Source organism: Haladaptatus pallidirubidus, from assembly GCF_020700235.1.
Classification (GTDB): Archaea; Halobacteriota; Halobacteria; order Halobacteriales; family Haladaptataceae; genus Haladaptatus; species Haladaptatus pallidirubidus.
In genome coordinates, this window is the sequence record NZ_CP085304.1 from 191458 (window position 1) to 218082 (window position 26625).

Here is a 26625-nt window from a genome sequence, read left to right on the forward strand (position 1 = left end):
CACGTTTTCTCAACAGATCCTTCTCCCAGATCGAGATGTAGCTCACAAATTTGTGCGAGAAATATTTCATCGACGGTGAACTCTTTCTGGTAGAAGTGCTCTATAGCCGCAGGCGACTTGAGACCATGTGGGTACCGATTCCATCGTGCACCCATAGGTTTCGATGAGTTTTCTTATTATGAATAAGAGTTCCTCAATGTTGAAATCTTTAACACGATAAATGAATTCAAGAACCGAACAACTTAGTATACTAAAATATTTAATCTCCTACAATTTCATCGGGCTTAATTGCAAACTCGTTGTAGACTCGTACCTAGTTGCCAGAGATTAGTACGTTTCCGGAATGAACCGTATAGAAACAGATGACTACTATTTCACTGGAAGAGATGCTCTTAAATGGTAACCGAAGTCGGATCTCACCAGTCGTTACTATCGACTATAGTTCTGATTAAAAATTTGTTTTAAACATTCATTATCTACTAGAAAAGATTTGGATCACTGTCGAAGTACTCCATACTTCAGCCAATGAGTAGGGATCCGTCCTCGTCGGTTACTCAGTCTGGATCCCACTTTTATATAGAATTGAGATATTCCGCACCAACCTTGATCGATCTTGCAGGATCCGTTGGGGTGTCATATTCGTAAATGAGCCATTCTGCACCGGCTTCGCGTGCCGCGACCGCACAGCCGTTCATGTCAACGTCCCCCTCACCGATTTCTCGGAAACATTCGTTTCGGGGTGCGCTCTCATCTACGTCCTTCATATGAATAAGCGGCATTCGATCCCCATGTGTTTCAATAAGATCTATTGGACTCCGTCCAGCGTAGTGCGCCCACCCGACATCTAGTTCAATGCCAATATCTGTTCTCTCGATGAGTGCCTCAAATCCTGTGAGACCATCAGCTAGTTCGATGAATTCATGCTCGTGATTATGATAATGAAGCCTCCAGTCAATCTCGTCAAGCGTTCTCGAGAGACTGGATAAACGTGCTGCTGTTTCTTCAACGGCCGCAGCTGATTCAAAGTCTTCTGCAGGGAGATGGGGAATCACCGCGTCATTCACATCAAGGGGTTCATATGCGGAAAGAGCCTTCTTGATTCGGTTTTCGATATCATCGACGCTTATGTGCGCCCCGGTGGTTTCGAGACCGGTTTCTGCGAGTTTTTCCCGTATTGTCGTTGGGTCTGCATTGAGCGGTGTGTGACGTCCAGAAAATTGGATTCCATCATATCCGGCGTTGGATACGCGATCTATGACCTCTTCTACTGAAGCATCTAGGTCACGTATACTATATACATTAATGGCTGTCTGTACCATATCATGAGGATCATCGGGAGTAATATCGGTCTTACGGTTCCGACAGGCTTGAAATGACTTCTGACCATGATTCGTAGCGCGATTCTCGACTGGCTGAAGACCAGTCGAGCCACGTCCCTTAGTTGCCGTTTGGATGGGGGTGGAGTTCTCCAGCCTCAACCATCTCTTGAAGAGGATTATCGTCAATATCAAGTGGGAATTCAACACGTCTACGTGCTCGAACCGATTCGTACGCTCCAAAGATGAGTTCCATTGCTCGAAGCGCATTATCGGCCGATAATTCCGGATCAGTACCATTATCAATACATTTCACGATATGTTCGATACCTTTGGCAACGGCGTTATTCGAGACGATGTCTACAGTTGTCCACTCTTCGTCACCCACCGGTCTGTATCGGAGGTTCTCCTTTCCCGCTACTTCGATCATACCTTCAGTACAATCTAATCGGTGCTTGCAACCAACCAAATCCGGCCCGAAATTTTGACTGCCCGTCGAACATAGTCCGTGGACTCCATTATCGTATCTCCAAAGAGCCATTGCTTGGTTCTCGTTGTGTGATCCATAGCGAATATCCTCAACTCGATAATCCAGACCCCCCATTACCCACTCTGGATCCCGTTCATCATTATAGAAGTTCGCAAGATCGATTAAGTGAGTTCCCCAATCGAATAAGTTCTTTGCAGACATTTCGACGCGTTTGAGCTCCCCAACAACACCCTCTTCTAGAATTTTCTTCGCATGTCGCCACTCTGGTGCGAAACGGCGCTGATGATTAAAGGTGAGTTGAACATCGTGCATTTTACAAACAGTAGTCATCTGTTTGCTATCCCTCCACGTGTTAGCCATCGGTTTTTCGCAATGAATTGCAGTGACCACATCAGTCTTGGCCGCATCAATAACGATGTCGGCGTGAGTGGGAACGGGAGTGGCAATAGACACAATATCTGGCTCAGTCTTCTGCAACATCTCATCAAAGTTCTCGAATACATTCTGATGGGGTATGCCGAATTCGTCCGCGAACGCAGTAGCGTTCTCACGTACGATGTCTGCACACGCATGGAGTCGACAGTTGCTAAGCCTCTGGTATCCGTCTGCATGGCGATATGCCATCGCGGCACTCTCGCCCCATACAGGATTGTCCGGTTCAGGTCCTGTCCCGATGAATGCGACCTTAAAACTCATGTTGTCCTTCGATGATGTGTGATACTCATAAATAAACTTTCGCCATCTAGTATACGTAGGTCTATTCTTCTAGTTAATAGTTTCTAATAATTTATTTATTTAGTATAAGAATAAAATTTATAAATACTATATCTAATAGAAGGAATATAATAACGTGGCCAATAGTGGCTCGTATTCATCAAAAATCGATAGAAAACATTATACGTAGTTCCGATTCTGTTTTCATGCCTTTGATTCTACTTCCGGTTTCAGAGATTGAGTTGAAGTCGAGAACGGGTTGGTGAAGATGAAAGAAACGCTCACCCATGTGAGCGTCCTGTTGGCACTCTGTTATCATACTCAGGCACGACAGGAACAGTTTGACCGAGCGCGTCGAATGACGCGCTCTTGGTAGTAGCCACGATTAGCGAGAATAGCATCGCTCTCGAAAGGAAGAGTCTCGACGAGGTCGAGGACGACGTTATAGCGAATGTAAGTGGTTTCTTGATGTCGAGGACGAACACGGTACAATACCGGTGACACTTGGTGGTGCCGTCGCGGGTCGCAGCCGATGGGGAACGAATTGAGGTCGGTGGTGAGGAGTAAGTGACTGTCCGCGGCGAGCGACACGGAGCCAAAGTTATTGTTGGAAATCGACGTGTAGAGCCACCGTGAGACCGATCCAGTGATGGTGTTCCTCCGTCATCTCATTGAGAAACACATCGTTGCCAACGCTGAGTTTCTGGTTGATGCTTCGGGCAATCCGACTGACCCTCTTTCGCCAAATAATTGAGCGGTCAGCTAAACTACTGCAAGCGAAAACATCGAGAAGTGCTTTCAGACCGTGACAATGCGGATTGACAGCTTCCACTCGTGCTGGCGGGGCAGTCAATCCAGCACTCGTCACTGGTTACGTCGGTAGACTCCACTACAACTACGATCGACTGAATCAGCCACTCGACGAATGAACGCCTGCTGAGGAGGTTTAGAACTAGATAGTACCCCCGTCAGAGTTGACTCACCGAAACATACATAATGCCATGATTCTAACTTCGCCATTGTTAGAATGGATTATCAAGCAGGGATAATTGGAACTGGAGGAATTGCTGGTATGGGTATTCTTGGCATGCACAAACAGGAGGAAATCGGAACCAAAAAAGTGAAAGCCAGTCACGCGGGCGGCTACGCCGAAACACCAAATATCGAACTTGTCGCTATTTCCGACATCGACGAAGATAACTTGAGAAAGTTCGGTGATGCTTGGAACATTCCGATTGATCGTCAGTATGTGGGGCACGACTCGATGCTTTCATCAGAGGATCTCGATGTTGTCTCTGTTTGTACACCATCCTATCTTCACCACGAACACGTTATCGACGCTGCTCAGTCCACTGCAGATCCAGGTGTCATCTGGTGTGAGAAACCGATCGCCTCGCAGGTTACTGAAGCCGAGGAAATGATCTCAGTCTGTGCAGAAACAAACACCGAACTTCTTGTCAACCATTCATTCAGATTTACAAAAAAACTACGGCAGTTACGATATCTCATTCAAGAGGAAGAGTTGCTAGGAGATATCCGTTCGGTTTCCGCACAGTTTAGAATGGAACTACTCAGAAATTCAACCCATGTACTCGATACACTCACCTTCCTTCTCGATACAAAACCTAAAGAAGTAAGTGGATATATTAACGGTGAGAACGAAGCTATCGATTCGTTAGGTGCGTCGAAGGAAGTAGACGACGCTGGGGGTGGCGGGTTCATCATCATGAAAGATGGAGCATTCGTCAATATAGACTGTACGGTTCCGAGAGAATTTTCATCAATGTGTTTTCAGTTTACCGGGACAGAAGGCAAACTCTACATGAATAATGATGACGGGGAATGGCGTTATTGGAAGCTCGAAGATGGTACACACGTTGAACAACCCATCCCCGGAATCGAAGATGCTTGGACATGGGATGACGATTACCGAAGTGCATTTCCTAATGCAGCAGAACACATTATCGAACTACTCGACGGATCGGCCGACAATCACTCTTCCGGAAAGGTTGCAGCCAAATCTCTCGAAATCATCGTCGGATTTTATCTCTCGCACTACACAGATGGGCGAGCAACTTTCCCCTTGGATCGGCCGCTTTGTGATGTCTCCATTACATCGTGGTAGTTCAGAGATTTCGATGAAGTAGACTATCCGATCTCAGTTCGATCGGTCGATCCAGTCTGACCTGTTTCGTTCATAGGAAAGCTAGATAGCCCACAATCGAGGCGTGTTCAGCCAATCTCCAGCGAGCTTATACCGGAACGAGATTCCCATCAGACCCAAGTATAAATAATAGTTGTTTATTTGGTAAAAATTCTTAGCTCAATTATATTTGCATAAATGTTTATCGATTCTCGGTCAACTTGAATATCCTTCTTTCCATATCTAATTCGCGGTCATTCTTTGTATATCAATATAATATATTGTATAAATTATTATTTTAAATATTTTTATTATCGGAATCGAATTGGCAAACAGCGTGCAAATCTCACACTTATAAATAAGTGAAGTGAGAACGGGTGGATGGAATGAACTACCAAACGCTTGGTTCGACCGGGACAAAGGTGTCCGAGCTCTGCTTCGGGACGTGGCGGTTCGGCCTCGAGGCGGAAGACGGAACCGTCGAGACGACCCGCGAGGAGGCACACGACCTGCTCGACGCGGCGTGGGACTACGGGATCAACTTCATTGACACCGCCAATGGCTACGGCGGCGGCCAGAGCGAACGCTGGATCGGCGAGTGGCTCGACGACTACGAACGCGAGAACGTCGTGATCGCCAGCAAGGTGTATTGGACGATGGAGAGCCAATTCGACGAGAATCTCTCGCGCAAGAACGTTCGAGCGGAGATCGAAGGGACGCTCAACCGGCTCAACACCGACTACATCGACCTCTACTACATCCACCGCTGGGACGACGAGACGCCGATCCGGGAGACCCTCCGGACGCTCACCTGCCTCATCGAAGAGGGGAAGGTGAACTACCTGGGCGCCTCCTCGATGGCGGCCTGGAAGCTGACGAAGGCGCTGTGGACGAGCGACGTGGACGGCCTCGAACGGTTCGAGGTGACCCAGCCGCGGTTCAACGCCGCCTACCGCGACCCCGTCCGGGAGTTCCTCGACGTTTGCACCGATCAGAATCTCGCGGTCTGCCCGTACTCGCCGCTCGAGGGCGGGTTCCTCACCGGGAAGTACGACCGTGACGCCGACGCCCCCGAGGGATCCCGCGGCGACCTCCACTCGTGGGAGGGGTTCTCCGAGGAGCAGTGGGCCGTGTTGGACGAGATCCAGTCGGTCGCCGACGACCTCGACGCGACGCCGGCGCAGGTGTCGCTACGCTGGCTGAGCCAGCAGGAGTCGTTCAGTTGCATCCCCATCGTCGGCGCGCGCACAACGGAACAACTCACGGATAACGCAGGGGCGGCCAAAATCGAATTATCCAGCGATCAGTACGAGCGAATCGAGTCCGCATACGAAGACTAAGAAGTAATATATAGGAAGTGTGAGCAAATAGCGAGCATGTTTTTAGCTATCAATCACAGAGATTATATGCTATGTCAGCTCTTAGATGCTGAGCTACGTTCAATTTATAGATCATATACAGGAGGCGGTAACGAAGTCGGATGCTTAGCTGCGCCAGTAATAGATTGTTTATAAATGAAATATGATTTCAGACTGAATTGGGTAATCAGTGGGTTCGGAAGCCGTTTCAGATGAGTACAGAAAAATGGCAAATGACTGGGTGACGAATAAGCCCCGAATCATCTCACACTCGGTATGACGGTGAATCTGATCAGCGTCCAATGCTAGTTTTATACATTATTTATCTATTACTATTAAATATTTCTATTATTTTTTAATATTGAATGCTGCACTCAACGAAGTCGTTTCCTGTGACCACGGCAGCAATACGTCGTCGAATCCATTGTGCCTCCCGTCAATGAGTAATCCTAACCACATTGATCAGGTTTCGCTGAATCGAACATTTAAGCCTTCACTCGCGGAGGGGATATCCTACTTAAACACCGTCCGTGGGTAGTGTTCAGATAAAGACGAAGGATAAGGCGGTACGAATTTGTGTGGTCTATAGCAAAATTCGACTGTCTCAACGGTGATAGTGGTTGGCCGGAATTAGGATTTGTGGAGCGAGAAACGACACCCGAGCCAGCGATGAAGCTTGGTATCCAACTCCATTTAACGGGACTGTCACTGTCGGATACCGTCTCGGTGCTCGATAGCCTAGGTGTCGAGCGCTATCGCACCATCGTTTACAACTGGATTCAGAAGGCCAATTTACAGCCGACAGACGGGAAAAGCCTAAATCGCGTCACGGTCGATGAAACCGTGATTCGGGTCAATGACCAGCGCTACTGGCTGTACGCCGCTGTCGATCTTCGTGACGGAAAGGGTTGAAGCCCGAACGGAGGTGTTCGCAACCTACTTCAAACACACTCACTCTGCAACTGCAGAAACGTGGCTCCAATCATTCGCGATTTGCTGGAACCAGCTAATTTGAACAATGTCTGGTCAGAAAAGTGGAATAGCAAAGGATCAAGAAACAACCATCGGATAACTCTCCATGCGTTCTAGTTTAGCAGAGCGTATCACTGCTGTCAGTTGACTTGATGCCGTCGGAACTGCCGGGTGAGAACCCGGTGAGAAGTGTGACTTACAACCCACCGGATTCAAAGAGCCTTTTCCGATGAGTTGCGCGAGCGCGCTCGCGCAACAAGTCTCGTCCTGCGAAAGGGGAAGTTCGACGTCTTTACGCTGTTTTACACGCTTTCACTCGGCTTCGCTGGCTCAGACCACCCATTAAGGCGTTTCTCGAACGCTACGTCGAGATGGCTGACTACGACGAACTCACCTATTTATCGTTCCACGAGTGGTTCTCACCAGCGTTCGTTGGATTCTTTTGAGATATTCTCTATGACGCTACACTGACGCGAAACTCCACCTCATTGAATCACTTGCAACTGGATTTCCGACTCACTGGTAGACAACTGACTGAACCACCCACGAACGCAGCCAGCTACCCATTCGCCGGTAGGTAGCTGGCGCTCTCGTCTTGCTTGATCTCTGCTTCTACGATTTCTGGCTGTTCGATCACATTTACGCCAACGGCGGCTGGTTCGTCTCTCGCGTCAAGTCCAATGCGAACTTCGAAATCGTCGAGAACCTTTGTATATGCCGGAACAACAACATCCCGCTCGAAGGGAGTCGGTACAGATCGTCGAAGACGTCCTGCACCGACAGGAAGTCGACGTTTGTGTCGAACTTTCCTTCGACCGTAAGCGAGGGTTGCGCGGGTGCGCGACCCGAACCTTCCGACTGGTCGGCGTGATCAAAGATGACACGGACGAGTACTACCTCTACCTGACAAATCTTCCTGTAGCAGACTACAACACGCCCGATATCGCCCAGTTCTATCGGGTGCGCTGGGAGGTCAAACTGCTGTTCAAGGAACTTAAATCGCGGTTTGGGCTGGACGAGATCAATACGACCGATGCCTACATCATCGAGGCACTGACCATCATGCGGTAATCTCGTTGATGATGAGTCGCGTCATTTTCGACGAACTCCAGAAGCTGAACGCGAGGCAGCGTGAAAGCGCCGACGACGGAGGCGCTTTCACGCTGCGACTTCCTCGACGGCGATTTTCAACCGCCATCGAACGTCACTCCCATCTCATCCACCTGTATCTGATGCTTGAGTTGGGCTACGGCCTGCCAGATTTGGATGCGCTGTTGCTGCGGTCATCACGCGGCCTGAACCCACACCGTCTGAGATTACGCAAGGAGGTTGTGTCTGGCGAGTTTGGCTATAACTCGCCCGACGGAGTAGGCAGGATAGACCTGCTGACCAGCGACAGATTGGCCTGGCGACGCACTCACCACCGTGTGTGCGTCGCCTCAGTGGACTCCAGCGACTGTTTTCCTTGTAAAGAGCCCCAGCAACTGGACGATATAGCTCAATTCCTGTTTTAGTCGGTGACTTCCCTAAATAGATCTGCGTCAGATCGTCACTAAACTAGAACGGATGGATACCTCTCTAAAGATTCAGTATTACCGAACCTGCAAATGAGTAGATTCGAAAGCTACACATAGCCGGATATAAGTACATCATCGGTTTTGAGCACTTTGTCTACTTTATACAGTAATAGAATTAAAGTGCTCCAGAAACTTCAGGACAAGATTAGAAGCCAGTCATTTATATGCTAGAGAAATTAGTCTGCTTCAGTGGATAAAACGGATCATCCGAGTCGATCTGATTCTCGATTAGTGAATCTACAATGTTCCTCAAGTTGAGACCGCATCTCTTCATTAAACAAATGAAGAAGGTTTCTCCTTCACAAGTCAGAATTTTACCCCTAGAGGGGCCAGAGCTTGAACCAGTATTCAGTACCAATTATCACCTCGTTTCTGAATGCAATAATAACAAACATACTCATGTTATCCCCATTATAGAATCCTTAAAAGATCTAATTTTTCAATGTATTAATATAGTAAAAATAACTAATATTCATTATCCAATAACTATGAATTAATATTCATGTAGGAGTTCTTGACTGATTTCTTGACCAGCACTGTCTAATTAAGCCCCCTCAGTTAGCGTTCGTCCGTCGAGCACTTGATTCGGTCGATACTCGTTATAGTAATGGGTGAACAGCGAAAGCCACTGATGGATGCTCAGTCGACTGCCGACTCATTAATTATAGAAGCGGTCAACTGATATTTTGGGGTGTGAAACCACTTTTCGATGGGGTTTCGCTCCGTGTAGACGACCCGACCGCTCAATCCTAATCGAGAGAGGGCTGTCCGATTATCGAACTGATTGACTAGAAACACCGTGTCTTCACAGTCGTGTTTCTCGGCGTCTCCATGGAGGAACGAAGCCGCCAATCGGTTCCATGTCGTTTAAACAACTGTACCTCGAGGAGCAACTTTGTGTCGAGATCTATTACAACGTACAACCAAAACTACCAATCGTTGATTATAACAGCGGTCTCGTCGACCGCGACCTGCGACGGCTGCGCCGATGGCAGGTCAAGCACGCTGTTAGCGAGCCGATAGGCCCAGTCCCAGTCGATCCCGTAAGAGCATTCAACGCCAAATTCTTCGTGAATCAATGTTGTTTTCCGAAGCAAACATCCAGTTGTTTGGAACTGGATGGTGAACGCCCTAACAGGTGTCGCCGTCCGCTCACGCTCCCACCAATTTTTTTGAATCCGCAGTAAAGCACTCGCTGAGCAGGTCTGCGAGCATCTTGACCAAGTCACTCAACGGCCTGCGTATCTCTCAAACTGGCTTATTTAGATAGTGTTCTCATAGGTATTAATGATGCAGAGACGACAAAGGAATTAGGAATTGAGAGAGAGTCAAACCGAGAGCTTCAAGAATGTGAGTGTATATACTGACTCTATGACCGAAAGGGATTCTAAGAATTCGTTTAGTGTTCGAAGCCAGACCAAAGTTGAACGTCTTATCGAAGAGTACGATCTCGAGGGAATAGGAGAGGAACTTGAGCAACGATGGACAGAAAAGGGAGAAGAGCGTGATAGTCTTCGTACCTTAGCAAACGTGTTTAATATGCGTATCCTTGAGCAGGCAATGCGCAGTGTAGGGATGAATCCGATCGAGGGGGAGGTAGAAAACAATTACAAGCTTCTCACAGATGAAAACGCAAGTCGGGGCGTTGAAACAGAGGTGAGAAACAGGCTTGAGCAAGAAGGGATCGATATCGAGGCGCTTTGCAAGGATTTTCTAACGTACCAGGCGATTCGAACGTACCTCAAGGATATCAGAGAAGCATCTCTCGATTTGAATACGGAAAATAGAATCGAGCGCGCACAGTCCAGTTTCGGCCGTCTCATAGGCCGCACAACAGCAGTAGTTGAACAGAAGTTGGAACAGCTAAAAACAGCTAACGAACTAACACTAGGTACTTTCAGTGTTCATACTACAGTCACTATTTATTGTGAGGATTGTAAGATGCAATCAAATGTGAATGAGTTACTACGGACAGGGGGTTGTAAATGTGATCCTAATTCGAAATAGCAGAGTTAGTGTTATTATTTGAGTGCCGCAGGTGGTCATTCTTATAGATCAGTATCCCAAGGAGTCACTATGCGGCCAGTCGATACTGACGAAATCGAGGCGCAAATCAACTCCCTGATGGAGAGATGGCGCGAACTGGACGACCGTCTCGATGAACTAGATGATCTAAAGCAGGAGCTACCCAGTGCGGAGCGGGAATACGAGAGGATCGAGGGCGAAATTGACGATCCCGAGATGCAGCTAAACGAGAAGATGGCGGCCATCGAATCACTCGACGCCGACGTTGAGGAACCTCAACAAGAAAAGAGCGAGCTCGAGTCGAAGGTCGAGGAACTTCGGAGCAAACGGTCGGATGAGGAAGCGGTCTTGTCCGAGCTGCAGCGGAAGTAGGACAGTCTCGACCAGCTCAACGACCGCTGTGACGATCTCGAGACAGAAGGAATCGAGATGCCCGAAGCACCGATAGGAGAAGTAAGTGAAGTCGGTCCCGAATTGATCAGCTTCGGAGTGAAGTACGAACTATCAACCAGACGATCAACGAGATTCGGACGATAATTCAGTTCAATGAAGAAAAAACTCGAAGGTGCGAACAGCGAAATCGCCGAGGTACTTGGTATTGCAGATTCTAGCACTGGTTCTGTCACATATCGTCTCGTCGAGGACACACAGACCGTCTGCTGGATCTGTGGTTCCGAGGTCGAGAAGTCGAGTATCAAGGAAACGCTCAACCGGCTTCAGGAGCCCGATCAGCAAAAATGTGACCGGCGGAGAGAGTTAGAAGATGAAATCGACGACATCGACCGCGCGTGGAAGGATAACGAGTGAACCCATCTTGGAACGTTTGTCGACGATGAAGACGACGAAGACGCCGCCACCTACTAAATTCAAACCTACCAAGAATCCATTTCTGAACATGATATCCGGTGTGTCGTCGCACATTCCTCGACGCTTGATGGACGTACTGTACGCAGCATCGATACCGACCTCGACAGCACCGAGGGAGACCTTGACGATGCGGTCGGTCAGCTGACCGACCGCTCGTTCGCCTGTGAACCCGACTCTCACGAAGCGTGGGAGACGTGGCTCGCCGATCACGACAATCCCTGCTTCGAGATTGACGCAGAGATCAGTGAAACCGAACAGAAGAAGAGCCACGACAAACCAGGGCGACCGCCGAAAGACTGGGATCCCTACGAAACCGTCTACCAGATCGCCGCCAGCGTTCAACAGGACGCAGCGGCGATCACTCATTGCAAGAAGCGAGCTAGCTGTTTCGTAGTCATTATCTCGATAGACGATACAGAAGAGTCGCCCGCAGAACGCGTCCTACAGGAGTACAAGCAACAGCAGACGGTCGAACGTCGGTTTCTGGTGCTCAAAGGTCCAAAGTGTGTTGGGGCGGTCTTTCTCAACCGGCCCGAGCGCGTCGAAGCGTTAGGCTACGTCCTGCTAATGTCGTTACACTCGGTGATTGGACGACGCGCACGCGAGGCACTGAAAGATGCGGTTGAACCGATGGATCTGGCCGGTGGGCCGAAAACTCGTCGACCCACTGGTCGACGCGTCTTGGAACGCTTTGATGAATGTTCTCGTGATTCACATCAACGGTAGCCCAGAGCTTCCAGCGAATGAGAATGTACCGAATCGGGTGCTGGAGTTACTCGATTTGGACGTCACCATCTACGGTGTCGATCCAGAGGTGTAAGCGCGAGCCAGAGAGGCAGACTTGATGTCGCTCCCCTTCTCGATACACATCAGTTCACGCCGCTAATGGAGTGGACAAGAGCACTCGCTGACTAATCGTTGACAGAGAAAGAACCATCCGATAATAGGCGTTAGAACTTTCTGCTCATCCATTCTATGATGTTGTATGGATCATCTCGACAAGATTTCTGTTCGAGACCTTCAGCAAGCGCTTGACGAGGTTGAAGGGAAAAAGCCGACACAGCGATTGATGGCAGCTATTGCGTACAAAAACGGCGTGTCACAGACCGAACTTGCTGAATGGTACGGCATTCAGCGACGGACGATCTATAGCTGGCTCAAGCGGCTCGAACAAGAGCCGCTTGAGCAAGCCGTTCGTGACGATCACCGGAGCGGTCGGCCGCGAAAACTCAGCGACGATCAGCAAACACAGTTCGAAGAAACGCTTCAGAATCCACCGACTAAGACGGGGTATGACGCGCCGGCGTGGACGCCAGCGCTTGTTCAGCGATATCTCGACGAGACCTTCGGCGTGGACTATTCTCGGCCAAGCTGCCGACGGCTGATGAAGGAAGCTGGGCTCAGTTTCCAGAAGCCACGCCGAACAGCTGCCGAATCAGACCCTGAAGACCGCGACGAGTTTCACGATGAACTCAAAAAAAGCGGCGGGAGATGGACGCAACGGTAGTCTGCATCGATCAAACAAAGAAACCTGTACAAGTTGAACCGTGAATCGCGTGGTTTCCGCGCGGCACGCGGCCGTCTGTCGAATTATCTGGCTAACGAGAGTGGACGTGTCTGTTGGGCGCGATCACCGTTTTCGGTGATCGCTTTGTCTCCCGATTTGACGAGTACGTCACGAGTGGGCACGTGAAACACTTTCTTCTCGCACTCTGTGAAGAATTTGACGAGGATCTCATCGTTGTCCTTGACGGGACACCGTACTTTCGGGCGTCGGTTGTCACGGTTCGTCAGGTTCGTGACGACATCACCTCATTTGATTACCTGCATATTCACCGGAGTTGAACCCGGTCGAAGAGTGCTGGTGGCAGCTTATGATGGCTCTCAGCAACCGATGATTCGACTCGCTTGAACAACTAAATACTGCAGTCGACACCGCCCTCGACTGAATCACTGTGCCAGATCTGAGCAATTATTTCTAGAGACTATTATAGAGCGTATGATCCAGTCGTCAAAGATTATGTCGACGTTCGACGCAATACGCTGATGTCCCTGTTTGAGGACTTCGCTTCGACAATCAACTCCGCTGACTTTGGCTATTATCTTAAGATGGGTGGTCTCGGTGATGACCGTATGGGGATCGAACATTCTTGGAAGCACGGACTTGACTTAAAACGGCTATCGAATCTCTTGGATACGGTCACCGTACTCGCATACCATTCCGACTCAACGGTTGTCAGGGACGATATTAATGTGATTCAGGCCTTCTTCGACTGTTTTGTTCGGACCGAAATTCTCGCCGGTCACCCGATCATTCATGATCGGAATTCGCTGCAATCTCAAATTGAGGCACCTGTCGACGCGGGCGTTGATGAACTCTCGTTCTATGGCTATGGAGTACTCCTCGAGCGCAACCTCTCTTGGATCGATGAGATATTAGACACAATCTAATCACGGTTATTTAAATCCCTCCTGTATTTTCTGTAGATCTTGGCTTATTCACCGAATTTACTATGCACTGCTACTTCCGGTAATTACAATCGGTGGGTATTTCGTCGATTGCTACGTTACTTCAGGTATGGTTGGTCATACAGAGTACGATTTTGACGGAGAATCAGCCATCGTAACGGGATCGACGAAGGGAATCGGTCGGGGTATTGCCGCGGAACTCGCCGCAGCCGATGCGAACATCGTTGTCAACTCCCGTACCAAAGCTGATGTCGAGTCGGTAGCGTCAGAGCTGGACGAGTTGGGCAATGGCGATGTGATAGGTATCGCAGCCAACATGGCTAATCCTTCAGAAATCGAATCACTCATTGATACCGCTATCGACACGTTCGAACGGATCAATTTGCTCGTCAATAACGCTGCCATCTGGCCCCGTGAGGAGTCGTTAGTTAACGCTTCACTGGCCGACTGGGATCTTGCGATGGATGTGAATGTGCGGGCCCAATATTATGCCTCGAAACTCGTTGCCGAGCACATGATAGCGAACGACATTAAGGGTAATATCATCAACCATTCGAGCCAGACAGCCGACCGGCGAACCGGTACACGTGGCCTCTACGGTATCTCAAAAACCTCAGTCAACGGCCTCACTTGGCGCATGGCAGGCGAACTCGCTGAACACGGGATTCGCATGAACGCTATCTCGACAGATGTGACGAATACGCACCAGCTGCGCCGCGAAGCCAAGATGAAGAAAGAAGAAAATCCCGATCGAACTGCCGAAGATATCCTCCGCGGGTGGGGTGAGGAACGACCCATCGGACGACTCGGTCAGCCCGAAGATCTGGCTCACGCGGTGATGTACCTTGCGAGTGACAAGGCATCATACATTGTCGGAACCATCCTCCGGGTCAGTGGCGGCGGAAACTTGGAGTGAGCATATGAAGGTAGTGGATACACACACCCACGCGTGGGGTCGGGATACTAACGAACTACCCTGGGAAGCTACGATACTTCCACCTGGATGGACCGGTTCGTACACTGCCCACGATCTCGTAGCGGACATGGACGCCGCAAGCGTTGAGGAGAGTGTCATCGTCAGCACCCCACTGTATGGACGGGGTCTTCGGGCTAACGAATACACGATGCGTGCCATCGAAGCCTATCCTGAGCGGTTGTGGGGGGTTGGGATCATGGACTTTTTCGGTGATCCTGAGCAAGTCCGAGGGAATCTTCGCCGGGTCGTCGGCCACGAACGGATGCTTGGAGTGCGGATGCACGCCTGCATGAAATATGCCGAATTCCCCACGAACCAGGATCGAACAGCCGACTGGATCCTTGATGATGACCTTGATGTTGTGTGGAACGAGGCAGCACAACTGGACATGTCTGTGTTCGTCTTCCCAAAGGCCGAGCAATTATCGATGATCGAAACGGTGGCAGAAGACTACCCTGACGTTTCGATTGTCATCGACCATATAGCGTTTCCTGACGAGACGACAGCACCCGATGAAACTCCGTGGACCGACTTCGAAGCACTGGCTGACCACGAAAACGTGGTGGTTAAAATCAGTTCTCTCCCCAGATCCGCGGAGACACCTTGGCCCTATGATGACATCCATGACTATGTGCGCAACCTCGTTGAGTGGTTCGGCCCTGAACGACTCATGCTCGGTTCAGACTACCCCTGGATGGACGACTGGGCCAGCTACGAGGAATGCCTGTCGTGGGTTGAAGAGGTACCCTTCCTCTCTGCCCGGGATTTTTCGTTTTTGACACACCGATCCTTTGAACGCATCACGAGAACCTGATCGAACACAGAACCATATTCGGCGGAATCTTCTTTATGATACCAGGCATTCTACGAGGTATGTCTGGTGACACGGAGCGTACGGTATATGTTCAACAAATCGATCCCGAGCATCGTGAGGAATATCTCGAGGCGCATAACGATGTTCCCAACGGAGTCACCGACGCGATGGAGCGAGGAGGCGTGACCGAATTTGAATTGTATGTTCGGGGTGACCTGGCCGTTTGCATCCTCGAGGCACGAGATATCGATGAATACATAGCGACAGTCGACGATGACGAGGCTGTCGAGGAATGGGAACGCTACGTCGCCCAGTTCAAGCACGAAGGGGTTGATGTCGACGACGAAGACGAACCCATCCCATTTATGGATTGCATTTGGACATTCTCGGATGACGAACCGTGACGGGTAACAAGGTTTAACACCAGTTATACGAATGACATTATCATAGGCAGTCTTGAGATACAACCACTAACAATGCATTTTGTCGTGTTGAACGCCAGAAATCGACATTGTCAGTAGAATGATATTCAATTTTCCGCCGGTAGCTACACTTTTTCCCTGCATTCTGAGATCGGATGATACAGCAGCATCCGACGTTCTCGTTGCGCAAACATCCACCTTCATGGTATTGTGCGTGAAGTTCAATGCAGACGACAGCGATGTCTCTGAGCGATACACCCAGAGAAGGAGCGCAGGCGGCGAGCCCTAACTCGCCGCCTGGGAGAAGTTATGCACGATGCACTTCCGCGTGATTTCCCGGAACTGGCCGTGCCAGCTCCGGGAGCGAAGTTCGTCGCCGTCGTCTTTCAGCATCGTAAACACTGTTTCACACATCGACCGTTGGTTGTAGACATCGTCATTAATTCGGGCATTGTGTGCCTTCTTGAGAGCATTTTGCTCACAGTGTTTGATCACTGGCCGCGTCGACGCCGCGCGAAGGACTCCCTGAGGTCGGTCCACGAGTACATTTTGTCGGCCAAGAGTGCCTGCAGGTCTCCGGCCGCCGGAAGACCTGCAGCCCAATATGCCCGTCATAGGCTTTCTTCGTTGTGAAATGGGCGTCCATAATTGCGAGTGACTCCGTATCGACTAAGAGCGTCGTTTTCATGGCGGTGAACGAGTAGCTCGCACGATTCCGGTAGTGTGAACTCGACTGATCACGCTGGAACCCGCTTGCGTCGATCGAGGCTGTTCCCGAAAACCCCGCCTGCTCCGCAGATCCGCGGAGCAGGCGGCGCAACGTCTGCATCGGAAAACTCGCCGTCCCACTTGCTGAACGACGTGTAATCCGGTGATTCTTCAAGGTCAAAGACGTTGAGGATCCCGGGCATCTCGTTGAGATAGTCTTCGAGCTTCCGAAGCGGTTTGTCGATCATCTCTTTGAGCAGGAGGAGTGCGATCTTCGTCGGTTCAGCGTACCCGTCGTCGCCCTTAGGCGATGACGGGTACGTCTGGCTCCTCTACATGGTTCGTGGCGAAATATTGAAACGTCTGTGCGAGATTCCTGAGACGACCCATATCGCCAGACGGCATCCAAATCCCCTGAAATCAGCGATAAAATCCGCAGAGGGAAGGTCCGTTCAACGGAGCAAAGGATGACATCGAAGGGCGGTTTGAACCGGGGCGTTAGGACATGCGTGCAAACGGCTTGATGAAACTGGTGTCGGCGCGTCTATTCTGGTAGCCTTGATTCACATCGGCGACTTACTGACTACGCATAGTCTCGTTCAAGGGATACTCGAGCCCCCGCTTTTGGTGCTTATGTCCGTTCTATTGGTAAGCGCCCTTGGATGGTTACTTATCAAGACAGCACAGTCGCTGAAATACAGTATCATCCCGTTCTTTGTGACGTTCGCTCGGAGTCCCAAAGCAGTGGTCAAGCAGTCGATTGAGAATCTGATGCAAAATCCTCGCGAAACACTGCGTGACTCGTGGAACGAGCTGTGAGGTTGGTGCAATGCAGTCACTATCCGGCTAATTCCGGTCAATTACCCCCGTAGAAGTCCCAATCTTTCAGATCGGAAACCAAAAATAAAAGCGAATTGCGTGCCGAGAGGAAAGCCCATGACGGCCAGCAGATGGTGAGGAATCAGGTCAAGCTGGGAAGTGACGAGTGAAAGGTCGATCCCCTTTCCAGCAAGGAAGAGGCCAGCGCCACGAGAGACAGAAGTAAGTGGTGAGGTATCTTCACTGGCTCTAGATTGACGTACTTCGTTCGCTGCGTCCGTTTTGTTCCTATTGTCACTCATATCATTGCCAAATTTGACTTTACAATTCAGTGATTTACTCACACTACACTACGGTCGTTGTTTTGGGAAAACAACCAAGCGTTACAAACTGAAGCGACCGTCAGATCGTTTGTGAATCGTTTGAACGGATTAGGATTCAAATAAACACTCTATAAAACTATTATAAAAATATTCTGTTCAGTTTTAGTAGGTCTATTTGCGGATGACCTTAGTATAACGTTCACAATAGTAACATGCAGTACAGAGTAGAATAGGTGCCAAAAGGGTAATAGGGATCCTTCGCTCTATCATTCGTATGGATCGGTCTCTTATTTGGCGGACATTTATTGGATTTCTTCTTACTGTTCCTGTATTTGGACTATTATTTTGGTTTGTCGACATCGAACCTGTTATTACCGCATTACAGCAGGCAGAACGAACGATCCTTGTGCTCGCATTAGCAACAACAATCGGTTGGCTATTCGCATGGAGTCTGTCACTTCGAACCGTTCTACAGGTACTAGATGTTCCAATTACAATCCCCCGATCGTTCCTCCTCTTTTCAGGTGCAACCTTCTCAAATAACGTGACGCCGTTCGGTCAGGCAGGCGGTGAGCCGATTACTGCCTATCTAATCTCACGAACGTCAAAAACGAAATATGAGACTGGATTAGCGGCGATTGCAAGCGTCGACACCCTCAATTTTGTCCCTTCATTCTTCTTCGCAGTGATCGGGATTGGCTACTATGCAACCGTACTCACCCTTACCTCTCATATGAAACTCGCTGCGATCCTTCTTGGAGGGCTTGGAATTATTGTTTTTGGCGGTGGTTATTATCTCTGGAGGTCTCGTAGAGTCGTCGAACAGTATCTCTCCTCCGGACTTGCTGGTCTTTCCCATCGAATTGCTAGCGTTGTTCCGCGGGTTTCTGCCCCTGGTCGCGAAGCAATCAGAGAGCGGATTAATCACTTTATTCGGACGATTGAGCAGATTGCGACGAACCCGTTAGAACTCATTTTTGCACTCGGATATTCTGGGGCTGGTTGGCTATTTCAAGCAGGTGCATTGTGGCTAGCGTTCTACGCAATTGGAACGACTGTTCCCTTTTCCGTCGTGTTGTTTGCCATTCCGATTAGTGCGATTGCTGGCGTAACTCCACTCCCAGGTGGTGCTGGCGGAATTGAATCAGTGCTTGTCGGTCTGCTTGTTTCAGTCACCAGTATTGAGTCTGCAATTGTTGTTGCAGCAGTTCTCATCTTCCGTGGTCTCGTGTATTGGGTTCCAACGATGATTGGTGGTGGCGTACTCGCAGCAGTAACAGCCAAGCGAGTTAGCTAACTACCATAACAAAATGTCAGAATATTAGTGTGGAATAGTAGGCAGAACTAGTATTGCTGACCTTTCACAGTAGCTGTCGTCCACAATGAGGACATGACTCTTGTTGCTCTTTTATTGTCTCACCACACCCTGGACACTCAAACTCTACATTCGAGAAGATCAGCGAATTGGTTCGAAGTGACTTCCACAGATTCGCGAATTTACCCATTTGGGCAGGTAGCAAAGCATGGATTGTATGTCTTCTGGCGAGCTACGCAACCAAATCAAGATGCAGTTTCTAGGTCAACCAGGACCGGTTGTGAAACTCACGGTTTGATCATGATTCATCCACTATGGACAAGCGGCTAACAAATGGTTTGAGGGCTTCTGTAAATCGATCTGCATGCTGAATTAGGATGGTGCCAATAATACTCATAAATAACACATAGCCAACAGTGAAAGCAGGGATCACAGACTGGAATGCAACACCACTTACCCCACCAGCAAGTGCTGCGATAACGAGTGAGAACTCACCTCTGGGAACCATCCCAAAGCCGACTCGAAGCGAGCGTTTCGGACTCAGACCGTAGGTTCGACCAGAAATTGTGCCACTAATGATCTTCCCGACAACGGATAGGACAATTGCAACAACCAGTAGTCCAACGACGTCTGCAAGAACCGTGATATCTGTGGTTAGCCCAATTGATAAGAAGAACATTGCTGCGAAGAGATCACGTGCTGGAGAGACAACTCGCTCGACTCGTTCTAAGTGATCCGTTTGGCTGAACGTCGTTCCAACAAAGAATGCAGCGACAGCCTCACTAACCCCACTTGCAAGTGCAGCACCAGCAATGAGTATCGTTACACCGAGCACCCGTAAGAGAAACTGTTCGTCGGAATCCGTGTTAAATGCTTGTTCGACGAATCCTGTTCCATACCACGCGACAGCTGTTAATACCCCGAGAAACACGAAGGCTGTCCCAATAGAAACTGCAGCACTCGCGAGGTCACCCTCTCCTAAAGCGATAGCGGAAAGAATAGCCAAATAGATCGCGATCAGGATGTCCTCAAACACGAGTGTCCCTAAGATTGGGCCACTCTCCGGATTTGCAATCCATCCATTCTCGATTAACGACTTCGTGATAACCGCACTTGAGGAAATATAGATGATGCCCGCAAGAAACAGGGTTTCAAGCAGCGACCACCCAAACATCGCTCCAAGTGCGAGGCCAAGCCCAAAATTGATAACGAAGTCTACAATCCCTATTTTCCCAATCCGGGTTCGAGCCTTAAGAAGCTGATTTATGCTGAACTCAAGCCCTAAGAAGAATAAAAGAAAGACAATGCCAAGTTCTGCCAGTAGGTTGATCACTTCTCGATTTTCGACAAGTTGAAGCGAAACTCCAGCAATTGATGTAGGTTCATGTGGCCCAATAAGGATGCCAACGAGAATATACGCCGGAATAACGGAGAGGCTGATTCGATTTGCGAATGCGCCGGCAACGGCGATTGCTGTCAGAGCAATTCCGATCTCGATAAGAAGCAGATCAGCCATTATTAGTGATCTTGATTCTCCTTGTTTTCGCTCGACTCGTCGGCAGTAATCAGTGCAGAGAGAGATGCGTGTTCATCACGTGTTCCAATCGTCACTAAAATATCGTCTGCTTGGATCGTCTCTTCCGGGCTTGGGTTTGGAACGGTTTTTTCCCCACGTTGGATTGCAATAACGGAGGCACCCGTCCGACTCCGGAGATCTAATGATCGCAGCGTTTTGCCAACAACAGTAGAAGTTGGAGACACATCGAGCCACTCAATTAATGCATCGCCAAGTGGAACAGTTGCGTCATCTATCTCAACAGGTTGAAAGTACGCCCCTTCGAGGATCGACCCCACTTTTCGGGCTTGTTCTCCAGTCAGTGAGAACAATTTTTCACTGTCTGCATCCTCACTCACGCGATGATATACTTCACGCCGTCCATCATGATGAATCAAAATAACTAGTCGGGTTTCATCATTCGTATCTATTTCGTATTTCTTCCCTACTCCAGGAACATCTGCTTCATAGACCGTCATATGCGGTCTTATTCTCCCAGGACAGATAAACCTCAGTTTTGAAGCCTATCAAAAATATCGAGAAAAAGAATACAAATTCCAATAATTACTTCACTTTCGGCCCGGACGCGTATTTCAAGTGGGAGTACGATAAACTAGTACACTTGTGAGCTTTCAAACGGTCTATCTTGATATCGAGAAAGAGAAAGCACATGAGACCATCCTACGGTCAGTCGATGGAATCCACTCACGGCGAGTAAATGACTCGATTGAATATTTGATGGGAGGGATGGTGCTTGCCATTCTTTCGGAGGCGAATTTGAAGTCTGGAGCGAAAACAAGACTTCGATACCAAACCTCTGTTCTCACGCCAGCTCTTGCTCATGGGCGGCCAAAGGCCGGTGAGATCAAGGCTGCAGTCGACTCGTATCGCATTTCTCAATAAATCCCTCATTTACCGACTGTTTCTCATCCGATATCCGAATCTAAAATGTTTTTACTATGATTAGTGATCATCGACGAAGAGATCGATGGTTGTGTCTTCGTCACTAACCGTTATGTCGACTCCAGTAAAGTCCCCATCGTCATCGGTTCTGTAGGAGAGATCCTCGATAGCAGTCTTGCCGCGACCAAACGTCAACCGAGGCAGTTGTGCATATCGCCTCTCAAATTCGATTGTACGCTTCTTACTGTTCGAGCCTGTCGATAGCTCCCGATACGTTCCTGCCGGTGGGGTATGATCTCGAACTATTGATGTCGGACTTGTGATTTCCCATGGGTTATCTCCATCAGCCAAGTTGTTTTCGTAGATATTGTTACCAGCATTGGTGCTTTCTACGATCGCCACGGTCTCATTTTGCCGAATTGTGTTTCCACGTACTCGATTTTCAGTGTCGTCAATTTTGATTGCCGGATATGTCTTCTTGGAGTTATCCTTTGTACAGAGTATATAGTTTGACGTAATGTCGTTGTCTGTCGCTGATTTCGAACCGCTTGATTTGATACCAACCGTTCCTATCTTCCGAAGATAGTTTCCTCTTATGACAATGTTAGACGTATTCTTCAACTGAATTCCTGTTTTAGTGGTTCCCGTGATGAGATTATTATCGACCAATCCGCAGGTTCCATCCACCAGTCGAACCCCAACAAGACCGGCTGAAAAAATACTATTGTTTTGAATGGCAAGATCCGAAATTTCACTCTTGATATGGATTCCGTGTCCACTGTAGCTGTACAATTCATTGTTTTTAATTGCCAAATTCTCGCCTTTGGCAACATCCACGGCAATACCGGCAAACTGCTTTGTTTTCTCCGTTTTGAGACCGTCAGATTTCTGCGTACTCACGTTGTTTTGAACGCTAATATTCTGAAGTTTTTCTGGCCCACGAATATGGCAAAATGATTTGTGCGATCCAAACCCAACATTACCGAAGATATTCACGTACCCTTTATTCGTTTTGAGTGGTGTATTTCGCGCAACCCCGATAAGACTGCCCTCTGCACTGTTTCCGAGGAGATTGCCGAAAATCGAGACACTTTGGGCCGTACTGTTGTTCGAGCCGGGATACCAGAGATCACATGCAATCGGTCGGTCTAATCCTCGAGTGACGACGTTTCCAAATACTGTGAGCCGTTTGCCACCGAGTTGGATGCCTCGATCACCAAAATCGTGGATTTGATTATTAGAGATTCGGATGTCTGAACATTTTGGCGTGACGCTGATCCCGCTCCCACCGTTACCATGCTTTTTGGGATGTGTTTTCCGAATTTGATTCCGCTCGATAGTCACATTCGTCGCGTTCCGAATGCTAATTCCATGGAGTCGATTAGCGCTTTTCTTTTGTCCACTTGGATTCCCATAATAACCGATACCGCGGATGTCGATCTCGTGACAACGACTGTGATGACCGATACGAATTCCTCCTACATTCGCACCGTTAGCGGGTTTAATGAGGTTTTGAACACCAGGGCCAACGACAGTGACGCCATCAACGTCTATATCAAGCCACTTTGTCGTCCGATATGGTGCGTTTTTATCGCTAATTTCAATCGTGTCTCCCGGCGTAAGCTCATCAAACGCTGTTTCGAGCTGTGTTCGTGTGGTAATGATCTCGGTATCGGTTCGTTGGTTTGACGACTGTGTTTTGGATGGTTTCATATTTGGTGATGAATTTTGGCTCACAAATTTGCAGCCTGAGAGGGTTCCCATTGACGCCGCAAAGAGTCCAAGCAGTTCGCGGCGTGGAAACGTGTCCATACAAAAATTGAGTAAGGTAAGTACTGTAATTCCTTTGCCCAAATGGTATTCATGTTCAAAATCATTTGATATGATTTGAAAATTACTGCTATCGATAGTGCTTGTTGCCTCGAATGTGAGAACACAACCATGACTGATGACGACGTCAGATTTCTTCAGACAAGTGAAAGCAAAAGAGGGTCGTCAGGGCTCGTCGTTTGTCCTCATTGTGATCGGGTAATAGGTGGCGTTGCAACGGCCTCATACGACAGTATCCTCTTCTAAAACGGAGTTTCCTGACGCCCACCTCTCAGAGAATATTATCAGAGTTCTCGGTATGCTCGATTATACCGTTGTAATAGAGGGGGATCGCGAACGCGACCCCCTCTGTTTCGCAGAAATAGACGCAGAAATAGACACACTCCACCGTAGCCGTACAACCGTTCCCACCATGTCTCACCAGCAAAGCGGTGTGAATCTCTTGTGGTGGCGTGGTCCGAGAGGGGATTCTGCGAACCCCCGTGATTACAACGTTATAATCCGCTCTTTTGTGGTTAGATCCCTCCCGCGTTGGCTTCGTGGGCTCGCATCCACCCGGCGAGGTCGGGATGGGCGAACGTGATCTCAATATGGTGGCCACCGACACCCATCGCATCGTCAACCGACAACGTCCGTGATGTCTTGTAGGTCACGCCGGGCACCCGTTCGGCCATCTCCTCCATCACCCGATAACCGTCGTTCTTGTACGCACAGCCATAATGAGTCGCGACTTCGCGATAGCCTAATCGTGCGACCATTACGTCGTTCGTCTTGGCGACGTTCTTCGCGTGCTCGAGGACGTCAAGGTACTTATCTTCGACCTGCTGACTCTCGGCACGTTTCTCGCGGAAATTGACGAGCTCGGTATTCTGTTCTGAGCGTTGCACCGTCTCGAAGAGTTGCCGACCTGCATTCGAGGCTTCTGCGACGAGGTTCGGCGAATCTTCATCAACACTCTCCTCTGTCTCGTAATCACGCACGAGATTGATTATACGCGAGACCGACGCCCGAACTCGTGCATTCTTCTCCTCTACGTCGGTGAGGTCGTCGACGTCCGCTTCTAGTGACTCGGTCGTGTCTTCGAGACGACTGAGCTTTTGTCGGTCTTGACCATGTGCTTTCGTCGCTTCCGTGCGATAGTCTTCGAGCTCATCGACTCGCTGTTCAAGCTCGTCGATTCGCTCGTCTTTCTCGGCGACTTCTGCTTCGAGGTCATCAACACGGTCGGTAAGCGATTGGACGTGCTTGGCGAGGTCGGTGACTGAGACATTTTCGAGCGCACTGGAAGCTCCGGAAGTGGTGGTGTTACTCATTGACGGGCACCTCCGTTTTGGCCATAGTGGCGTCTGCTGGCGTGGAGAGCCGAGGGAAGTGCGCGATGGTGGTGAGCGAACCGATACAACGAGTAGTCGTGTCAGTAGCGGTGTGGGTGTACTCGAGAACAGTCATCGGTGAATTGGAGCGGCTGGCCGTGCAGTGGTAGGTGGCTTGTTGGATCTCGTCCTGTGAAGTCGTGGTGAGTGGCGGAGCCGTCAGGACAAGCTGTGGTGCGCGACTTGTTACGGGGTGTGTCTCTTGCACCGTGAGAATCGTCCGTGGGAGGTCAGTCGTCGTAATGCGAACGCGATCACCGGGTGAGAGCTGTTGGACGAGTGTGTCGGCATCGCGTGGATTCAGTGGCTTCGGAATGATCGAATGCTGGTCGGTACTCACGCCTACTCACCTCCCGTGGGGTTGGTGATGCACTCAACACGGGCATCCGTCCGAAGCCAGGTGTATCGACCATTTGGCGAGAGATCGTAGTGTTCGAGTGTGGCTTCGGTGTGCTCGATCTCGTCGTAGTAGGCGAACAGCAGACGATACAGGTAGTGAGTCGGTGTCGCAACGTATAGCACGTGCTCGCCGGGCTCTGGCCCTCGGCAGGTGAGTTCGGGCTCGCAGTGCTCACATTGGTAGATGACGCCCGTGAGCGTGCGCTTTTGGGTGTGGATCTGGATCGGATCTGCACACGCCAATGCGAGGACCGTTTCCTGGTCGGTCATTGGTCTGCCTCCCGTTTTTCGCGAAGTCGTTGACAGAGTTGGCAAGGTGCGTATTGGTCGTCTTGTGCCTCTTTACGAGTGCAATAGGCGAGTGGATTGTCGGTCTGCAGCGTACAGTGTGGGTCGTTGTCCGCATCGAGTTCGTGATAGGCGAAGGCGTCGCCGACAAATTGATCGACGATAGCGACCGTCTCATCGGCAGGATACGGGTCGGCAGCGATGCGCTGATCGCGTTCGGCGTCACTGAGATTGCTTGTGAACCGGGTGGTACAGTAATGGGAGTCGGTGATCTGCACCGCGTAGGTTCCACAGTCCGGACAGCGTTCGAATGTGTTCTCGATCTCCTCGGGGGTGATCGAGGTGGACGTGCGGGTCATCGCCCATCACCGCCGATGGCTGTCGCTCTCTGGGAAGGGCGTTCTGTGGGGGACATCTACGCGCGCACCTCGGTTGTGGTGGTGTGAGTGGTGGCGTCGATCCCGTAGCACCGCTCGAGGATGCGTTGGTAGTGCGTGCGGGTTTCTGCGTGGGTTTCGCCCGGTGGTGTCGAAGGGAGGTTCGAGTTGCCCGTTTTGGTGGTGACGACCGAGCGGTAGGTGTCGGTATCCTCGGGAATCTGGAATCCGTCCTCGTCGTAGTTGATCGGGAGGCGACGTTCGAAAAATCGCTGGCAGTCTGGCGTCGCGTAGATGCAGTAGAGGAAGGGCTCTTGGCTGGTGGTCTTGGTTCGGGTTTGAAAGCCCACGCGGAGTTCGACGAGGTACGCGCGGGTGATTGCCTCGTCGGTGATTTCGGGAGTGGGTTGGTCGGGGTCTTGGACGGCGGTTTCGGGTGTGGGTTTGAGGCACTTGACGGGATGGAAGGTTTTTGTGCCGAATTGGGCTTCGAGTGAGAGGAGCCCGCCGTTGGGTTTCTCGTCGAAGGACGCCATTAGTCCTGTCCTCCGAAAACGGGTGGTTGGTAGTCGATGCGTTTTTCTACGGAAAG

23 protein-coding genes and 7 pseudogenes are annotated in these 26625 nt (G+C 49.8%); 15 read left to right on the plus strand and 15 right to left on the minus strand.

What is annotated here, in order from left to right; genetic code table 11:
• Positions 1–572: 572 nt before the first annotated feature.
• The 3 genes and pseudogenes from LIX15_RS26410 to LIX15_RS26420 form a co-directional block, all read right to left on the minus strand.
• Positions 573–1319 (minus strand): sugar phosphate isomerase/epimerase family protein, encoded by a 747-nt coding sequence (locus LIX15_RS26410; RefSeq protein WP_227777870.1) that lies wholly within the window; start codon positions 1317–1319, stop codon positions 573–575.
• 118 nt (positions 1320–1437) lie between these two features.
• Positions 1438–2502 (minus strand): Gfo/Idh/MocA family protein, encoded by a 1065-nt coding sequence (locus tag LIX15_RS26415; RefSeq protein WP_227777871.1) that lies wholly within the window; start codon positions 2500–2502, stop codon positions 1438–1440.
• A gap of 399 nt (positions 2503–2901) precedes the next feature.
• Positions 2902–3047: pseudogene (locus LIX15_RS26420) on the minus strand (ISH3 family transposase); the annotation flags it as partial.
• Between LIX15_RS26420 and LIX15_RS33845 the strand changes: the two are divergent.
• The 6 genes and pseudogenes from LIX15_RS33845 to LIX15_RS33030 form a co-directional block, all read left to right on the plus strand.
• Positions 3034–3449: pseudogene (locus tag LIX15_RS33845) on the plus strand (transposase domain-containing protein); the annotation flags it as partial. The pseudogenes LIX15_RS26420 and LIX15_RS33845 sit on opposite strands and share 14 nt — an antisense overlap.
• A 98-nt stretch (positions 3450–3547) precedes the next feature.
• The gene (locus LIX15_RS26425) at positions 3548–4645 is read left to right on the plus strand and encodes a Gfo/Idh/MocA family protein (protein WP_227777872.1); all 1098 of its coding nucleotides are present in this window, start codon (positions 3548–3550) and stop codon (positions 4643–4645) included.
• A 404-nt stretch (positions 4646–5049) separates the two neighbouring features.
• Entirely contained in the window at positions 5050–6003 is a 954-nt protein-coding gene (locus LIX15_RS26430) for an aldo/keto reductase (RefSeq protein ID WP_227777873.1), read from the plus strand.
• A 603-nt stretch (positions 6004–6606) separates the two neighbouring features.
• Positions 6607–6912, plus strand: a pseudogene (locus tag LIX15_RS26435) (transposase domain-containing protein); the annotation flags it as partial.
• A 795-nt stretch (positions 6913–7707) separates the two neighbouring features.
• Entirely contained in the window at positions 7708–8064 is a 357-nt protein-coding gene (locus LIX15_RS33025) for a transposase (RefSeq protein WP_265338451.1), read from the plus strand.
• Between the two features lie 8 nt (positions 8065–8072).
• Positions 8073–8507, plus strand: coding sequence for a hypothetical protein (locus LIX15_RS33030; RefSeq protein WP_265338452.1), 435 nt, complete (start codon positions 8073–8075; stop codon positions 8505–8507).
• 607 nt (positions 8508–9114) lie between these two features.
• On the opposite strand, the pseudogene LIX15_RS26445 reads toward LIX15_RS33030, so the two are convergent.
• A pseudogene (locus tag LIX15_RS26445) lies at positions 9115–9785 on the minus strand (transposase domain-containing protein).
• 156 nt (positions 9786–9941) lie between these two features.
• Here LIX15_RS26445 and rdfA point away from each other — a divergent pair.
• From rdfA to LIX15_RS26495, 8 genes and pseudogenes are all read left to right on the plus strand, one after another.
• On the plus strand, positions 9942–10577 hold the full coding sequence (gene rdfA / locus LIX15_RS26450) for a rod-determining factor RdfA (RefSeq protein ID WP_227777874.1): 636 nt from the start codon (positions 9942–9944) through the stop codon (positions 10575–10577).
• 69 nt (positions 10578–10646) lie between these two features.
• Positions 10647–10967 carry a hypothetical protein gene (locus tag LIX15_RS26455; protein WP_227777875.1) on the plus strand — a complete coding sequence of 107 codons (321 nt, stop codon included), beginning with the start codon at positions 10647–10649 and terminating at the stop codon, positions 10965–10967.
• A 405-nt stretch (positions 10968–11372) separates the two neighbouring features.
• Positions 11373–12282 (plus strand): annotated as a pseudogene (locus LIX15_RS26465) (transposase); the annotation flags it as partial.
• Positions 12283–12447: 165 nt separating this feature from the next.
• Positions 12448–13411, plus strand: a pseudogene (locus tag LIX15_RS26475) (IS630 family transposase).
• A 97-nt stretch (positions 13412–13508) separates the two neighbouring features.
• Positions 13509–13913 (plus strand): hypothetical protein, encoded by a 405-nt coding sequence (locus LIX15_RS26480; RefSeq protein WP_227777878.1) that lies wholly within the window; start codon positions 13509–13511, stop codon positions 13911–13913.
• Between the two features lie 127 nt (positions 13914–14040).
• Complete coding sequence (locus tag LIX15_RS26485; RefSeq protein WP_227777879.1) at positions 14041–14847, plus strand: SDR family NAD(P)-dependent oxidoreductase; 807 nt, start codon at positions 14041–14043, stop codon at positions 14845–14847.
• 4 nt (positions 14848–14851) lie between these two features.
• Complete coding sequence (locus LIX15_RS26490; protein ID WP_227777880.1) at positions 14852–15721, plus strand: amidohydrolase family protein; 870 nt, start codon at positions 14852–14854, stop codon at positions 15719–15721.
• 59 nt (positions 15722–15780) lie between these two features.
• Complete coding sequence (locus tag LIX15_RS26495; RefSeq protein WP_227777881.1) at positions 15781–16125, plus strand: L-rhamnose mutarotase; 345 nt, start codon at positions 15781–15783, stop codon at positions 16123–16125.
• A 303-nt stretch (positions 16126–16428) separates the two neighbouring features.
• Here the strand turns inward: LIX15_RS26495 and LIX15_RS26500 are convergent.
• Positions 16429–17241: pseudogene (locus LIX15_RS26500) on the minus strand (IS5 family transposase).
• A 470-nt stretch (positions 17242–17711) separates the two neighbouring features.
• Positions 17712–18014 (minus strand): hypothetical protein, encoded by a 303-nt coding sequence (locus tag LIX15_RS26505; protein WP_227777882.1) that lies wholly within the window; start codon positions 18012–18014, stop codon positions 17712–17714.
• Between the two features lie 253 nt (positions 18015–18267).
• Between LIX15_RS26505 and LIX15_RS26510 the strand changes: the two genes are divergently transcribed.
• Entirely contained in the window at positions 18268–19290 is a 1023-nt protein-coding gene (locus LIX15_RS26510; RefSeq protein ID WP_227777883.1) for a lysylphosphatidylglycerol synthase transmembrane domain-containing protein, read from the plus strand.
• 64 nt (positions 19291–19354) lie between these two features.
• Here LIX15_RS26510 and LIX15_RS33465 read toward each other — a convergent pair whose 3' ends face one another.
• The 9 genes from LIX15_RS33465 to LIX15_RS26555 form a co-directional block, all read right to left on the minus strand.
• The gene (locus tag LIX15_RS33465) at positions 19355–19498 is read right to left on the minus strand and encodes a zinc ribbon domain-containing protein (protein WP_227777884.1); all 144 of its coding nucleotides are present in this window, start codon (positions 19496–19498) and stop codon (positions 19355–19357) included.
• 108 nt (positions 19499–19606) lie between these two features.
• The gene (locus LIX15_RS26520; RefSeq protein WP_227777885.1) at positions 19607–20824 is read right to left on the minus strand and encodes a cation:proton antiporter; all 1218 of its coding nucleotides are present in this window, start codon (positions 20822–20824) and stop codon (positions 19607–19609) included.
• Positions 20825–20826: 2 nt separating this feature from the next.
• The gene (locus LIX15_RS26525; RefSeq protein WP_227777886.1) at positions 20827–21342 is read right to left on the minus strand and encodes a cation:proton antiporter regulatory subunit; all 516 of its coding nucleotides are present in this window, start codon (positions 21340–21342) and stop codon (positions 20827–20829) included.
• Positions 21343–21826: 484 nt separating this feature from the next.
• The gene (locus tag LIX15_RS26530) at positions 21827–23578 is read right to left on the minus strand and encodes a right-handed parallel beta-helix repeat-containing protein (RefSeq protein WP_227777887.1); all 1752 of its coding nucleotides are present in this window, start codon (positions 23576–23578) and stop codon (positions 21827–21829) included.
• A gap of 533 nt (positions 23579–24111) precedes the next feature.
• Positions 24112–24909, minus strand: a complete 798-nt coding sequence (locus tag LIX15_RS26535; RefSeq protein ID WP_227777888.1) for a hypothetical protein — start codon at positions 24907–24909, stop codon at positions 24112–24114.
• A complete protein-coding gene (locus LIX15_RS26540) occupies positions 24902–25309 on the minus strand; it encodes a hypothetical protein (RefSeq protein ID WP_227777889.1) in 408 nt (135 codons plus the stop codon). Before LIX15_RS26540 ends, LIX15_RS26535 begins: the two co-directional genes overlap by 8 nt.
• Before the next feature lie 2 nt (positions 25310–25311).
• Positions 25312–25638, minus strand: a complete 327-nt coding sequence (locus LIX15_RS26545; protein WP_227777890.1) for a hypothetical protein — start codon at positions 25636–25638, stop codon at positions 25312–25314.
• A complete protein-coding gene (locus LIX15_RS26550) occupies positions 25635–26015 on the minus strand; it encodes a hypothetical protein (RefSeq protein WP_227777891.1) in 381 nt (126 codons plus the stop codon). The genes LIX15_RS26545 and LIX15_RS26550 overlap by 4 nt, the downstream gene beginning before the upstream one ends.
• Positions 26016–26071: 56 nt before the next feature.
• Positions 26072–26569 (minus strand): hypothetical protein, encoded by a 498-nt coding sequence (locus LIX15_RS26555; RefSeq protein ID WP_227777892.1) that lies wholly within the window; start codon positions 26567–26569, stop codon positions 26072–26074.
• Between the last annotated feature and the right edge of the window lie 56 nt (positions 26570–26625).